Annotated in this window: 10 protein-coding genes; 6 read left to right on the top strand and 4 right to left on the bottom strand. The window is 56.4% G+C overall.

The window, feature by feature from the left end:
- Nucleotides 1-9 precede the first annotated feature (9 nt).
- The 3 genes from LQ788_RS03200 to LQ788_RS03190 all read right to left on the bottom strand — a co-directional run bounded on the left by LQ788_RS03200 (nucleotide 10) and on the right by LQ788_RS03190 (nucleotide 2,893).
- The gene (locus tag LQ788_RS03200) at nucleotides 10-300 is read right to left on the bottom strand and encodes a Dabb family protein (protein WP_231445220.1); all 291 of its coding nucleotides are present in this window, start codon (nucleotides 298-300) and stop codon (nucleotides 10-12) included.
- Nucleotides 297-1,988: an FAD-dependent oxidoreductase gene (locus LQ788_RS03195; protein ID WP_231445218.1), complete on the bottom strand. Its 1,692-nt coding sequence runs from the start codon at nucleotides 1,986-1,988 to the stop codon at nucleotides 297-299. Before LQ788_RS03195 ends, LQ788_RS03200 begins: the two co-directional genes overlap by 4 nt.
- Nucleotides 1,989-2,107: 119 nt before the next feature.
- Nucleotides 2,108-2,893: an IclR family transcriptional regulator gene (locus LQ788_RS03190; RefSeq protein WP_231445216.1), complete on the bottom strand. Its 786-nt coding sequence runs from the start codon at nucleotides 2,891-2,893 to the stop codon at nucleotides 2,108-2,110.
- Between the two features lie 103 nt (nucleotides 2,894-2,996).
- On the opposite strand from LQ788_RS03190, the gene LQ788_RS03185 reads away from it, so the two are divergent.
- The 3 genes from LQ788_RS03185 to LQ788_RS03175 all read left to right on the top strand — a co-directional run bounded on the left by LQ788_RS03185 (nucleotide 2,997) and on the right by LQ788_RS03175 (nucleotide 6,125).
- Nucleotides 2,997-3,797, top strand: coding sequence for an SDR family oxidoreductase (locus LQ788_RS03185; protein ID WP_231445214.1), 801 nt, complete (start codon nucleotides 2,997-2,999; stop codon nucleotides 3,795-3,797).
- Nucleotides 3,798-3,919: 122 nt separating this feature from the next.
- Nucleotides 3,920-5,101 carry a YbfB/YjiJ family MFS transporter gene (locus tag LQ788_RS03180; RefSeq protein ID WP_231445212.1) on the top strand — a complete coding sequence of 394 codons (1,182 nt, stop codon included), beginning with the start codon at nucleotides 3,920-3,922 and terminating at the stop codon, nucleotides 5,099-5,101.
- 112 nt (nucleotides 5,102-5,213) lie between these two features.
- Entirely contained in the window at nucleotides 5,214-6,125 is a 912-nt protein-coding gene (locus LQ788_RS03175) for an LCP family protein (RefSeq protein WP_231445210.1), read from the top strand.
- Nucleotides 6,126-6,127: 2 nt separating this feature from the next.
- Here LQ788_RS03175 and LQ788_RS03170 read toward each other — a convergent pair whose 3' ends face one another.
- The gene (locus tag LQ788_RS03170) at nucleotides 6,128-7,594 is read right to left on the bottom strand and encodes a hypothetical protein (protein ID WP_231445208.1); all 1,467 of its coding nucleotides are present in this window, start codon (nucleotides 7,592-7,594) and stop codon (nucleotides 6,128-6,130) included.
- A 493-nt stretch (nucleotides 7,595-8,087) separates the two neighbouring features.
- Here LQ788_RS03170 and LQ788_RS03165 point away from each other — a divergent pair, with 493 nt between their 5' ends.
- From LQ788_RS03165 to LQ788_RS03155, 3 genes are all read left to right on the top strand, one after another.
- Nucleotides 8,088-8,876, top strand: coding sequence for a CatB-related O-acetyltransferase (locus LQ788_RS03165; protein WP_231445206.1), 789 nt, complete (start codon nucleotides 8,088-8,090; stop codon nucleotides 8,874-8,876).
- Between the two features lie 242 nt (nucleotides 8,877-9,118).
- Nucleotides 9,119-10,561 (top strand): discoidin/SUN/FTP domain-containing protein, encoded by a 1,443-nt coding sequence (locus LQ788_RS03160; protein WP_231445203.1) that lies wholly within the window; start codon nucleotides 9,119-9,121, stop codon nucleotides 10,559-10,561.
- 43 nt (nucleotides 10,562-10,604) lie between these two features.
- The gene (locus LQ788_RS03155; RefSeq protein ID WP_231445202.1) at nucleotides 10,605-12,689 is read left to right on the top strand and encodes a GT-D fold domain-containing glycosyltransferase; all 2,085 of its coding nucleotides are present in this window, start codon (nucleotides 10,605-10,607) and stop codon (nucleotides 12,687-12,689) included.
- Nucleotides 12,690-13,014 lie beyond the last annotated feature (325 nt).

Raw genomic sequence — 13,014 nt, 5'->3', positions numbered from 1 at the left:
CTTTCGGCATCAGAGCTCGAAGTCCACATAGGCCAGCTGCTCAACATTGGGCAGAGAGAATGGCTTGATGGCTTCGTGCGCAGGGTGAGAATTGTAGACTTCGATGTCTTCGGGTGTGGAGAAATCCGCGATGATGACGTGGTCCCAGGATTTGTCCGTGTGCAGAACGTCGGGGCCGTGGACGAGATTGAGCAGACCGGGTATCTGCTCTTGCAGCCCGTCGAGTCCTGCCGTCCATTGACGACGGACATCATCGGTGAACGAAGGCTTCCAGCGGAACATGACGATGTGGCGGATCATGCGTCGACCACCGCCGCCGAGGCGGGGGCTCGGTCCGCAACGGAGAATTCTGCACTCTGGCCGGTCATCGTTCGACCCGCCAGGTAGGCCATCGTCATCAACGGTCCGAGGGTGGCGCCGGCTCCGGGATAGCCGGCTGCGTAGGGCGACTCGGTGACATTGCCTGCTGCGAACAGTCCTGGGATCGGCAGGTGGTCGGGGTCGAGGACCTGACCGTTGCCGTCGGTGGCCACACCTCCGCAGGTGCCGAATGCCCCGTTGACGACTTCCATGGCGTAGTACGGGCCGTGCTGCAGGGGTGCCAGCGATGGGTTCGGCCACGGATTGTCGTCATCACCCCAGTAGCGGTCGTAGGCGGATTCGCCGCGGCCGAAGTCCTCGTCGATGCCGCGTTCGGCCATCGGATTGAATCGTTCAATGGTGGCCGTGAGGTTCTCGGCCGGTACGTCGATCTTCTGGGCGAGTTCTTCCAGACTGTCGCCGGCGATGAGGTAGTCCGGCAGCGGCTGCCCGGCGCGATGTTCCAGGATGCCGTAGCGCTTGAGGTAGGACTGGTCGAAGACAACATGGGCAGGGGTGTTCAACGTCTGGTTGCTTGCCGAATCCCACGAGTGAAGAGCCCGGGCCAGGTCGTTGTAGTTCTGTGATTCGTTGGCGAAGCGTTCGCCGTGCCTGTTGATCATGATCGACCCGGGGCCCTGTCGTTCGAAGCGCAGCAGCGTACCGATGGGCTGGCCATCGCGCAGGCCCCCGGTCACTGACATCGGTGCCCACCAGGCTTCGCGGGTGCCGCGAATGGTGGCGCCGATGCGTTGGGCCATCTTCAGCCCATCACCGGTGTTCGTCGGTGGGGAGCACTTCGTGTACAGGCGTGAGGCCAGGAGAGAATCGGCGAGTTCGTGATCCCATTCGAAGCCTCCGGTGCCCAGCATGACTCCGGTGCCGGCGTTGAAGGCGGCACCGTCGTCGAGGACGATGCCGGTGATCCTCCCGTTGTCCGTCGTCAATCGTTCAACACGAGCCTCAACGGCGAAGACGACGCCTCGAGACACGCACGCAGCGACGAGCATGGAGACCAGAGCGTGGCCCTTGGCCGCGTACCCCTGGTCCTTGCGTTCCTGGAGCTCCTGCCAGGGGAAACGGGTGAAGGCACCCCAGCGTTCGTATTCCTGCATGCTGAACGGCAGTCGACCATCGGTTCTGATGTGGTCGAAGAGTGTGCCCAGATCTGCACGGGCGTTGTACAGGTCCGGTTCGATCGTTCGCCCGCCCTTTGCAGCACCGGGCAGATCCTGTCGATAGTCAGGGAAGTCATCAAGGAACAGGAACTTCAGTCCCAGCTCCGCAACAACGAAGCGGAGCATGTCGACGCCGTGGTCAAGTGCTGCGTCGAGGAGCTCGGGGCGTCCCCTGCCACGGGCGACGGCATCGGCATAGATGCGTCCCTCGCCCCGGGAGTCGTTCATGCCGGCCTCGCGGGCGAAGTCGTTGTCAACGATCCAGAGCATGCCCCCGGATACTGCCGAGGTGCCGCCGAGCAGTTCGGACTTCTCCAAGACGATGACACTGAGACCTGCATCTGCGGCCGTTGCCGCTGCGGTCAATGAGCTGGCACCCGAACCGACAATGACGACGTCGAAATTGCGGCTTTGGGCTGCCTCTGCGTTTGCGTGGTTGAGGTATCTCATTCAGCCTCCACTCCTCTCTGATGTGGACATCACCCAGAGTTGCCCACGTCACAGGCGACCGGGAGTAGATGATCCATTGAACAGAACGGAATGTTCAGCTGAACGGGACAGTCACATGCTCAGTCCATTAACCGCCGCACGCGGGGAGCCTCCAACCGCACTCCCAGGCGCCGGCTGGTCGCACGCGATGCGAACCGCAGCTGGGGCACAACCACGTTGAGGTCTTCCTCGCCGCGTGGTCTGATCACGGTGAGTGCGGCGATCACCGTCCCGTGGTCGCCGTAGACGGGCACGGAGACACCACTGGATTCGGGCACGATGATGCCTTCCATCGCCGCATAGCCCTCGTGCCTGATGCGTGCAAAGACTCGGCGCAGCTCGTGCGGCTCGACGATCGTCTGATCTGTCAGCTTGTCCAGGCGTCGACGCAGCATCAGTTCCTGCTGTTCAACAGAGCCGAAGGCGGTGAGCGTCAGACCAGCCGAGCAGGCGTGGGCCGGGAGCCGGCCAGCCACCTCGGTGATGTTGACGACAAACTCATCGGGTGCCAGTCGTTCCACGTAGAGTGCATCGGTGCCATCGAGTACCGACAGTGAGATGTGGACGTGAAGAGCCTGAACGAGGTCCTCCATCGGCGGGAGGGCAGCCTTCCGCAGGTCGGAGGCTTCGGCTCCGCGGGAGGCGATCTCCCAGAGCCTATGCCCGTGCATCCATTTGCCGTTGAGATCACGGATCACCACCCCCTCGGCTTCGAGCTCATTGAGAATCCGATGGACCGTGCTCACCGGCAGTTCGGTTTCACGCGCGATCTCGCGCAGGCCCCGGCTCTGCGTGTGGGGCCCGAATACCGACAGAATTCTGATCGCACGATGGATAACCGATTCACCGGAGGGCGAGTTCGCCATAGATACCTCCCTGTTAGGAACAGGATAGTCATGACTCCGCACTCTGATCCATTGAACGAAACAATCCCGTCACAGCCGGTTTTGCCAGATCTAGCCTGAAGGCATGACTGATTCGACCGCCACAGACATTGGAAACACAACTCGCACCGGCCGCGCTTACGGCAAAGTTGCCCTCATCTCCGGGGCCGCTCAGGGCATGGGCGCCTCCCACGCTCGCGCTCTTGCCGCAGAGGGCGCCAGCGTCGTCATCGGGGACCTGCAGGACTCAACCGCGCAGGCCCTTGCCGACGACATCAATAAGGCCGAAGGCAGAACTGCGGCCTCGAGCACTCACCTCGACGTCACCAACTTCGCCTCTTGGGAGGGGGCAGTCGCTTCGACAGTCGAGACCTTCGGCCACCTGGATGTGCTCATCAACAACGCCGGAATCTACACCCCCGGTTCGGTCATCGACGCCGAGCTCGAGGACTGGCACCGGACTCTCGACATCGATCTCACCGGCACGTTCTACGGAATGAAAGCCGCGGTCGAAGAACTGAAGAAGAATCCGACCGCCTCGATCATCAACATCTCCTCGATCGCGGGCCTCGTCGGTTTCAAGCACCGTGCCGCGTACTCGGCAGCCAAGTGGGGTGTCCAGGGACTGACGAAGACCTCCGCGCTGGACTTGGGCGAATTCGGGATCCGGGTGAATTCGATCCACCCCGGGTCGGTGACCACACCGCTGACTGCTGGTCTGAAGCGCGGCCTGGGACAGGTCCCGGCCGGTCGTGCGGCTGAGGTCGACGAGATCAGCAGCCTGGTGCTCTACCTCGCAAGTGATGAGTCACGGTTCGTCAACGGATCATCGATCGCCATCGACGGCGGAGAGACTGCCGGCAATAACCTGCGAGTAGATTCCTAAACCCCAACGTCTCCACCGTCAACGCCTGAGCCACGCGCACCCGTGTCGTCTCGTTCCCACCCTCACCGAGGCGGTCGCCCCGTTTTCGTGACATCATTCCCGAGGACGAGCGAACAGGAGGCATGAACGTGGGACCCAGTGCAGGCAACGCCGTGAACCCCACTGCCTTCCGCGGCACGCTCGGACTCGCTCTGGCCATGGGTATGGGCCGGTTCTTCTACACCCCTGTCCTCCCCCTCATGGTCGCCGCTCTGCACTGGTCCACGACACCGGGTGCCTGGATCGCGACCGCGAACTATGTGGGATATTTCTTCGGCTGCTTGGTCATTGCCCGTGGCTGGGTCGACCCCGACCGCGTCACCTACAGGGTCGCTCTCGTCGCTTCCACTCTGTGCCTGTTCGCCGTGCCTGTGAGCGAGAGTCTCGCGTGGCAGGGTGTGGTGCGCACTCTCGCGGGCGTCGCCTCAGGTCTCATCTTCGTCTCCATCACCGGGCACATCCCGTTCGTGGCCCGCCGGCCCCTGGACTCCGGCGTCGTCTACGCCGGTGTGGGCACCGGCATTCTCATCTCCGGGGCCATCGTCCTTGCCGCCAGCAGTGTCCTCGACTGGCGCGGACTCTGGCTGGTCTGCGCAGTCATCAGCACCGTGTTCACTCTCATCGCCTGGAACTGGCCACTGCCTGCCCGCAATGAAGGAGACAGCCAACCCGCGCAGACCACTCCCCCACACGCGCAACCAACAGACACCCCCGTCACCCCGACTCGACGCCGCGCTTTGGCCTCCCTCACCGCAGGCCACTTCTTCCAGGGTGCCGGCTACATCATCATCGGCACCTACCTTGTTGTTCTGGCCGAGCCCGTCTTCGGCGAGAGCGCAGCCGCATCGACCTGGATCGTCGCTGGCGCGGCGACCGCGGTCTCGCCTCTGATCTGGTCGAACGTCGCTGCTCGCATCGGCACCCGCCGAGGACTTGCCCTGTGCTATTCGCTGCAGGTCGGTGGGGCCGTCCTCGCCGTCTTCTCCACCAACCCCATCCTGCTCTTCGTCTCCGCAATCCTCTTCGGCGGAACCTTCATCGGGGTGGTCATGATGGTCATCGGAGTGGGCACGCAGATGGGCATCTCTGCCGCGGCCGCGAAGCTGATGACCTGGTACAGCCTCGGCCAGATCGCCGGCCCCGCACTTGTGGCAATCGCCCTGAGCGAGACCATCATCGGCAGCTTCATCGCCGCCGCGATCCTTCTGGCCCTGGGCATGGGGCTGACCCTGTTCGGTGCGCTGAGCGGCACCACCGAGAAGTGACGCCGAGGTGGCCCTGCACTCCCGTACCCACCCAACAACATCTGTTGCCTCGTCCCCGCTATGATTGAAACTGCAGGCTAAGTACTGATCACACCGAGGGAGACGCACCGCGATGGCGAAGCTGAAGAAGATGGTCTCGGCAGTAGGTTCGATCAAGGACCTCAACAGCGCCCGAGCCGAGTTCGACGATGCCTCCCGCATCCTGCCCGACGAGGCGATCTTCCCACCCGATGACATCCGCCCCGGCACCACCGAGGCTCGCTCTCTCCTGCTGCGGATCACGCATCCCGGTCAGGCACATGAGACCACCAGCCAGGGTGACACCTTCGCCATCATCCATATCCCTGAAGCCAATGACTTCGCAGCCGTGATGACGCTCAACCCTTCGGCGCGGATCGAATCAGGTCTGACCTTCGCCGCCATCGCCGATGAAGGCGGTGGGCAGGTCATCGTCGCCATGGTCGAAGACATCCTCGGTGTGCGCATCGATCACGTCGCCGAACTCGAATCGGCAGCACTGGGCCAGGTCATCACCGAACTCGGCGGCCTTCCCGTCTACAGCCGCGCAGAATTCTCTGCAGGCGGCACCGACTTCATCGAGGGCACCAACCATCTCACCGCCGACACGGCGGGAATCTTCACCACGGCCGATCCGATCGACGACGCCGGCCAAACACGCACCCGCAATCAAAGAGCTGCACTACGTGCCCTCATCCAGGCCCTCAAGACAAGCGGCCTGGCAAAGGATCCCAACAAGGGCGCAACAGTGCTCGGTCATTTCGCCAGCGGCATCCACCATGATGCGGGGCTGACGACTCTGGAGCTTGGCAAGATCGCCAATACCCTCCGCCAACTTGAATCAGATGACACAGCTGTGGTCACCATTCCAACGACTTCGCGCCGCGAAGACGACGGTACCGTCATCATCGACTTCGATGCCGAAGCCATGCCTGCGCTCAAGGACGCACTGACTGGCAAGGACTTGCCCGACTTCTTCCGGTACTTGGTGTCACTGGGGTACTGACCCTACTTCTTGCGCATGATGAAGACAGTCACCGAGCTGCCTGCGATATCAATATTGAGCTCGTCATCGTTAGCACCCGGGCTCGCTGACGCACTCGCACTGCCAGTCTTCTTCGGGCCGCTGTAAGGGATCGAATCCGGCAACGGGTTGGCCGGAATCACTTTCGTCGCACTTTTCGCATCATTGGACGGCCCGTACACCTGCGAAGCCTTGTCCACCGAAAATCCTGACGGCATCTTCAGCGTCACCGGATTGCCACCAACCTCCGCCGCGTCGTTGGCGTTGACGATCGTCGTCACGAGCGTCTTCCCCTTGTCTTTCGACACGGTGTAAGCACTCATGTTCCCACCACCCTTGACCGAGGTCTTGGTGAACGTTCCACCGATGCTCGGGACGACGAGTCTGAGACCCAGCATGTTTGGGCGGGGAACGAATGTATCGGATTGTTGCCCATGATCGGCTGGGTCGCAGATAAGCGACATCGGAGCTCCCCCATTGCACGCACCCAGCATGGAGTGCATCGCCATCCGTTCCACGCCAAGTTGCGCAGCGTAGAGCGTGTAGTCGGCTGCCCACAGTGCGGAAGCGTTGGTCAATGAGGTGTCGTTCGTTCCGGGGCAGCTCGTTGGTCCGGTTTCTTCCAACCAAAGAGGCAGGTCAGCCGCATCGGCCTTTTCCTTGCCGATACCGATATTCTTCTTCGCTGACTTCTTCGCCAAGGGATCAATGAGATTCTCTGCTTGAGGTCCGCGTCCGGGTACCTTCCCGGAGCCGCATTCCGGGAGCTGATACCAGTGCTGCGAGATCGAGGTCTTGTTCTTGACGTCGGAATCGGCAAATGCGTCCATCCACTCGCCGTCATAGACGTCGGGACCGATGATGGGAGCATCAGGTCGCTTCGCATGGATCGCCTTCGCATACGCCTCGAGCTGCTTAACGTACTCCTCCTTGTTCCACCCTTTGCCTCGAACCGCCCCGTTGGGCACGTCCTTAACCGTGTACCCGTTCGGCTCATTCCCAATTGCAAGACCGACCAAGGAATCGCCGAGGATATCGACCGCATGCGCAGCCATGTCGGCTCCGCGTTTCGGGTCATAGGTTCCTAGCGGAATCCCAAGAGTTACTTTGGAATCTGTGACATCGACAAGCCTCTTTAAGCGTTTGAGATCGCTTGGGGTAACGGTTACTTCCTCCGGGTGCTTAGTTCTCTCGCCGTTCGAGGACCAAAATGTCCGTCGGTCAAGTGAGTTACCCCCGAAGCGCAAAGAAGGTGAACCGAGAAATTCCAGCTGACCGGCGAGATTCGATAGCCCCGGATCCAACCGCGGGTCGACCAAATCTGTTGACTCAAACGAAATACCAAGATTGGCGTGACTCAGTTCTCGACGCGTCTCCTCGGCTGTCGCCACGATGAAGGCAGATTTCCCGCTGACATCTACCTTAGTATTCTGCTCGAATTCGGTAGGCATCGGACTCGGCTTTGAGGTTCGGCTCGAACTTTCTGGGACTACACCGTCGCGATCGGAATCCGTACAGCCAGTCACTACTAGAGCAATCGCACACGAAACGATCACCACCGTATTTGCCCACATCTACCGTAGCCCTTCTTATCACCAACAGTCTTGACTATATTGCTCTAAAACCACTGCGCAAGCCTGAAACTACCTGTTTGGTGACCGATAGGCGCCCCCTCAACGTCTCCTTGAAAAGATGCCCAAGGCGCAACAAGTCGTCGGCGTTCAAGGTGTCACCACCGGCCGCACCAGTGACTACTCCAAGGAGGACCAGGCTTACGAGGAATCAGCAGAATCTAACCTCAGGCGAGCCCGTAGAGTCCTAGATTGCTGCCTAAAGTGTTGACCACTAGGAAAATACTAGAATAACTGCTGGTTGAGGTTGGTGACATCAGCGAGCTACTATTCCGTGCAAGACTCGTCAAAGCGACCCAGCTAAGCTCAGTACATGACCTATAAAGCACAGCTCACATCAGAGATCCTGGAGGATCTCTACCGACACAAGGTCTTCTTCAGATACAACTCTCCTCCCCTCCAGGACGGGAGGTACGGCTGGGTCAAAGAAGACACTGAAGTCAGCTTGCCCTCGCCGGTCACTCTAGAACAGAATTCCGCACTATACGGGGGGCCGTACCGAGGACTAGTTGGAGGAGGCAGTGCTTCAGGTTTCAATTCTATTGGCTCGTTCTCCTACACATACTCGGCGTTACCTCACGAGGTCAGCATAGGTCGATACTGTTCAATCTCAACTGGCCTCAAGATCCTCGATTCCACTCATCCAACCGACACAATCACCTCGTCCGCAATTACTTTCAGACCGCGCAACAAGCTCTTTTCGGAACATATGACTCCTCAGCTGCACGAGCACTCAAAGACCTTTCCAGTCCGACCCACAGCTTTTCCCATAATCGAGCATGATGTGTGGATTGGATCTAATGTCGTGCTCTCGCCAAGGATACGAATCGGCACTGGAGCAGTCATAGCCGCTGGATCGCTCGTAACCAAAGACGTGGCTCCCTACACAATCGTCGGAGGCAACCCAGCTCAACCCATTCGACGCCGTTTCACCGATGAGTTATGTACAGCATTGATCGACTCTCGCTGGTGGAACTACGAGCCAACGCAAGTTTTCAATCAGGACCTAAGAGCGATTGAAACATTGATCGATCGAATTAAAGACAATCTGATCGAACCCTATGAGCCGTGGTCGATCACTCTAGGCAAAAATATCGACTAGTCCGAGAAGATGTCCGCCTAACCAAGTCAGGGTGACCATCCCCAGCAAACCGACGCATAAAACCAACTAATCGAGCCCACGATTTCACCGGCGGAATCCAACGCACCAGGCCTGGGCTCGGTCAAGATGCGACGAGTAATATACTAAGAAACACTTTTGCTATTCGCGGTATGTCACGCTAAGCGATACCCCAGCTAGTGACGACCGAGACCGTCCCGCTAGGCCAACAGGAGCCAGGTCAATTGCCCAAAGTTAAGGATCTTCAACCGCTATCGAACCTGGCGAACGAGACTACACCATCGATCGGGTACTTCGGTGGAAATTGGTTTGATCGACTAGACCTCCCCCACCATGGAACAATAGCTCGAGTCACTATCGCGAGAACTGACAACGAAGCAGACTTTCTGAACTTGCGCGGCATCCTCGCCCGGAAATCCGGGAAAGTAGTTCATCTTGATGACGATCAGATCGAGATTCTGCAAAGTTCAGTAAGGAAAGAGAACAATTATCTACCTCAAGGCCTCTCAAGTCTGGAGAACCTCCACACGATGCGGGAAAAGAACCCGTGGTGGCAGATCAATCTCAAAGAACCAATCCAGATTGATGCTCTCCAAATTTTCAACCGAGCAGATAGCCTTGGCCTCCGTTCTCGAGCCATTCGAGTCACAATAGAAGACGCAGAATCCAAGGAGTGCGTCCTCTATGATTCGACGTCCAAGGCCCACCGAGCCACAGTATTAGACGACGTTTCCGCTATTGCAGGCGGCGATGTGGCAAACGAGGAAATCCAAAATGTTGCTGAGGCCAGACGATGGAGAAATAACACCGTGCGTGCGGTGGTCGAACGGGTAAAAATGGGCATGCCGCTACCTAATCGAGCTGTGCGAAATTCTCTGTGCGCACTGATACCGACAAAGAGAGCACCGAATAGTTGGCACGAGTTGCAAGGAGACGATTGGTTCCTCCTAGCCTACATACTTTGCGCACAGGTCCATGAGATGCCCGGTGCACGCTCAGCATACAGAAACTTCGAATTTGTTCTGCCAACTCGCGAGCACCTGGAGAGACTCGAGTCAGAAATCAATAGGGCCACGAAAAGCATCGGCGCAAGTGCCATGCAGCTCCTACACCATGGCCTCAGCCCTAAAGGCGAACTTAAAAAGAAGCTCCCGGAACTAAGAAGACTCGTAAAAGACCTCGCTTCCGACCTCCACTCTTACAACCAGTCAACTCTGTTGGCCGCATACGGCAGCCTTCTCGGTGGCGTGCGAACGGGACACCTCATTGAACATGATGACGATTTCGATGTCTTTGCCCCCATTCATGCGTCTTCTAAAGCCGAGTACATAACAAAACTGGACGAACTCCGCGACTACCTGAAGGGACGCGGTTGGAATGTCCACGCCAACGGACAGTACTTCAACTCCCATGTCACCAAACCCAGCGTAACGGCGAATATTGACCTATTCGGACTATGGATAAATGACAGAATAGCTACTGTACACATGGAGAACATGAAACTCCGAGAAATTCCCAGCGAGTGGTTTGAGACTGGAAATAGCATAAGCATTGACGGTATCAAGATTGCAATTCCTAAACACGCCGAGGATTTCCTATCCCTTAGATACGGCAGCAACTGGCGTCACCCAGACAAGTACTACGACTGGCGATGGAAGCTACGTTGAATTCTGATCAAGCAACTTTTCCTCAAGAATGAAAGTGTCTCAAGTGAGTTGGCAAACATTTCCAGATAACACACCCAGCCTTATAGAAATCCATATTAGGCTGACTGATCTCTTGACTGATTACAAATGGACAGGCCAGAAGATATGGGCCGGTCGCACCAGCGTGTTCGCCTGGGAACGAGATTTTGCTGACCTCGCCTTTGATCTACGGATAGTCTCAAACCGTTGTGAACTTGAACTAGTATCACGAAACAAACAATATTCGTCGCAGGTAGAGAGAATACTCAGGTCCACAATATCCAATGTCAGAAAAATAGAGTCAAATCGGTACCGAATTGCAGAGCTCATTCTTACCGCCAACACACCAGAGGAACATTGCTCCAAAGAGATTTCGAAAATTATTGAAAAAATCCGTAAGGCCATAGATTCTGGTTTACACAATACAGTCAGGTGGACTGACGCGATCACTGGCGAGATTGTAGAGTACAGCGAACGAAACGCCAGAAAGGATAGCTCTGAACTAATCGTCGTCTTCTCTTCAATCCGAACGAATCGCAAATGGCTGGATTTTGATGGACCAAATGGCACCTCAATGAATTCAAACAGGGCTCATTTACTCTTCATCAACGATGAGTCTAAAAAACAATATTCTTATAATTTAATGTGGTCTGGTTCTCTGGATATCTTCGAAGCGACTACTCGGTTTCTTTTAGAGTATTGCAAAACTCATGGATTTAAAATGCAGGACGTTACAATTGCAGGAATGTCAAAGGGAGGGACAGCGGCAATTGCGTACGGCCTAAGACTACGAGCAAAAAACATAGTTGCACTGGCGCCCCAACTCTTAGTATCCCGCTATCTTAGCAATAACCGGCCGGAAATACTTGCCGGCATCCTTGGAGAGGACAAGGACACCGCCATTCTGGATTCAATTATTCGCAAAGAGGCTTTGAATCTAGACAACCGCCCAGACCACCACACTAACCTACACATATTAACGTCGAATTCAGACCCAGACTGCACAGATGGAATGTCAGAGCTATTAGAGATGTTGCCTGAGACATTTCACTGCAACGTGTGGAAAACAAGCAGCATGAATGCCGACAGCCATCATAGAACAGTCTTATATCTCTCGCCGTTATTTCTATCGATCCTGTCTGCAATCGGAGTCGGCGTGGAGCCACAACAATGCGCGCAGCTCCGTTCTCCGAAGCATTTGTACAATGAAAATCAACAGGAAGCAGTTTTTCAAATGAATGAGGACCAAAACGAATTACTGAAATCTTTGCTTGTTGAATTAAAGGCGATGCGGATCACAGCGAACAGGTCACTTGAGATTTCGTCCAAACTGCTCTGGGAGTCGCAGACCAACCGCCATACCCAGAACGTGATTCGCAACTCTTCAATGACTAGGATCTTCGAAGAGATCCAGACGACTGTCGACACGAAGCAACTTTCCTTTTTAGACACCGTTAACTCACTGCGCGATCGTCAAATCAGCTTTTCAAGATTCGGTGACGGAGAGATCCGGTTAATGTTGCGCCCTCAATACAATCTGAAATTTCAAAAGAATTCCCCTCAGCTGGCCGAATCCCTACGTGCTGTGCTGGCAGATCAGACGGGTCAGCTCCTAGTGGGCTTCCCCCACTTTTATCGCGAACAACACTGGTCGGAGGTGTGGAGTGATGTGTGGGACCAGTTCAGACAACTGATCGAACACCGAGGAGTTTACGGTAACAGCCACGTATCCCGCCCGATATTCTTCGAAACTCTAGGTCAGGCTGGACTAGACGCCTGGAGGGAAGTTTGGAATGGAAAATCAGTAACCGTCGTTACTGGACGAGGTGCTAGCTTTGATCTAGTCCCCGAGCTCTTCTCTAATGCGACGTCCGCTGCAATCATAGAATCTCGACCGGAGAACGCTTTTTCGGATATAGACAGGTTGCTAACTCGACTAGAGCAAGATTCTTCAGAACTTATCCTGATTAGTTTAGGGCCAGCCGGAACTGTACTGTCACATCGGCTTTCATCAATTGGACGCTGGGCTATCGACATTGGTCATATTAGCGACAGCTACCGGTACGCGTTTAACAGCGGCGACTGGCCCGAAAAGCAATACCAATCCTAATTCGGCGTTAATTGCCATAAGTCAATTTTCCACCAAAGCGCATTAAACGCTGATTCGGCAATACGCATCAGTAGCCCGCTCTTTTAGGACAGCACATTTAAACCAGCGGATAAAAAACCTTGCAATGAGGGACGTCTTTTATGCATGCATTCTGTCAATATACTTCGTACTTCGAAGAATCGGCTCTCTGCTCGGCGCTGCTGGGATAGTCGCAGTTTAACTCGACTAGCCACTTTCAATCTCCGAAGTCCACTCCGGATCGGACGAGATCAGCTATCTCGCTCAAGGCGCTACTGCTAACATAATTCAGACACTGTTGGCGAGA

The organism is Brevibacterium zhoupengii, from assembly GCF_021117425.1.
GTDB lineage: Bacteria > Actinomycetota > Actinomycetes > Actinomycetales > Brevibacteriaceae > Brevibacterium > Brevibacterium zhoupengii.
The sequence above is the reverse complement of the archived record's forward strand: the minus strand, read 5'-3'. Positions and strand labels throughout refer to the sequence as shown.

Excerpts from the sequence above, each read along its gene's own strand:
- LQ788_RS03165 (WP_231445206.1), top strand. The coding sequence starts at position 8,088 with ATGACCTATAAAGCACAGCTCACATCAGAGATCCTGGAGGATCTCTAC.
- LQ788_RS03175 (WP_231445210.1), top strand. The coding sequence starts at position 5,214 with ATGGCGAAGCTGAAGAAGATGGTCTCGGCAGTAGGTTCGATCAAGGAC.
- LQ788_RS03170 (WP_231445208.1), bottom strand. The coding sequence starts at position 7,594 with ATGCCTACCGAATTCGAGCAGAATACTAAGGTAGATGTCAGCGGGAAA.
- LQ788_RS03190 (WP_231445216.1), bottom strand. The coding sequence starts at position 2,893 with ATGGCGAACTCGCCCTCCGGTGAATCGGTTATCCATCGTGCGATCAGA.
- LQ788_RS03180 (WP_231445212.1), top strand. The coding sequence starts at position 3,920 with ATGAACGTGGGACCCAGTGCAGGCAACGCCGTGAACCCCACTGCCTTC.
- LQ788_RS03200 (WP_231445220.1), bottom strand. The coding sequence starts at position 300 with ATGATCCGCCACATCGTCATGTTCCGCTGGAAGCCTTCGTTCACCGAT.
- LQ788_RS03195 (WP_231445218.1), bottom strand. The coding sequence starts at position 1,988 with ATGAGATACCTCAACCACGCAAACGCAGAGGCAGCCCAAAGCCGCAAT.
- LQ788_RS03185 (WP_231445214.1), top strand. The coding sequence starts at position 2,997 with ATGACTGATTCGACCGCCACAGACATTGGAAACACAACTCGCACCGGC.